Below are 1,070 nucleotides of genomic sequence, written 5' to 3' on the forward strand. Positions count from 1 at the left end.
CAGCAGCGTGCCGGGGGCGGTGGGGAGCAGGGCGGGCCTCGCCCTCGGGGGAGGCTCGGCTCCGGGGTCGACGAGTTGTCTCGCGATCGCCTCGGCCCACTGCCCGGGATGCTCCCATTCGCGCTCCTTGTAGAGGTGCGCCGGTTCGCCGGTCAGGGCCTTGAGCGCGATCCGGAGCGACTCCGGGTCCTCGGCGTGGAAGCGCACCACCGCGTGCAGCCAGCGTTCCAGCTCCTGCCAGCCGACGCGGTAGGGCAGGGCGGGCAGCCTGCTGGGCTCGCCGATGGGCGGCAGCGGCGACGGAGGCCGGGGCGCACGCGGCAACGCCCGGCGTACGAAGTCGTCGTCCCCCCATTCCACCGAGGCCCCTGCCGCGGCGCCCGATGCCGCCTGCGCCCGTTCGTACGGGTCGCCGTCGGCGGGAGCGGATGCGGTGGGGAATGCCTGGGTGAGGCGGTCGGCGAGGTCGGCGGGAAGGTGGGCGGCCGCGTCGCGGAGGGTCCCGGCGCCGGGCGGGCCGAAGCGGGCGGCGTGCCGCAGGGCGAGGCGTACGGCACGGGCCCGGACGTCGTACGACCGGCAGGCAAAGGCGTGCGCGAGCGCGGGGGCGAACGCGTCGAGGCTGCCGCGGTGCTCCCGTACGGCCTGGTCGAGCCAGCCGAGGCCGGCGTCGACCAGCTTGCGCTCCGGCCTGAACAGGAGCGCGTACAGCCCTTCCACCACGTCGTCGCAGGCGAGCGCGCCGGCCCGGCGCAGGCGGCGTAGCGCCAGGCCGGCCACCTGGGCGGGGGCGGCCGGGAGCAGCCGCAGGTAGTCGGCGGCCCGCTGGGCGGACTCGGCGTCGGTGGGGTCGAGCAGGTCGTGCAGGCGGGCGAAGAAGCGCAGGTCCGGGCCGGAGCCGCCGCGCAGGAACCGGCGTACGGAGCCGGCGAGCGGCGCCTCGCGGGGGATTCGGGCGGCGGCGGCGAGGTGGCGCAGCGACGCGAGGCAGGCCGTCCCTTAGGCACATCTCCGGGCCCACGAGACCGTACTAGGTCTTGTATGGCGTCTTTTGCTTGAAAAAAAAAAAA

General features: G+C 75.4%; 1 protein-coding gene. It reads right to left on the reverse strand.

Annotated elements, in window-relative coordinates; translation table 11 throughout:
* A partial coding sequence (locus tag ADY59_RS47325; RefSeq protein WP_049577958.1) for a hypothetical protein occupies positions 1-780 on the reverse strand: 780 nt, incomplete at its 3' end.
* Positions 781-1,070: the final 290 nt, after the last annotated feature.

The organism is Nonomuraea sp. SBT364 (assembly GCF_001083785.1).
Taxonomy (GTDB): Bacteria; Actinomycetota; Actinomycetes; order Streptosporangiales; family Streptosporangiaceae; genus Nonomuraea.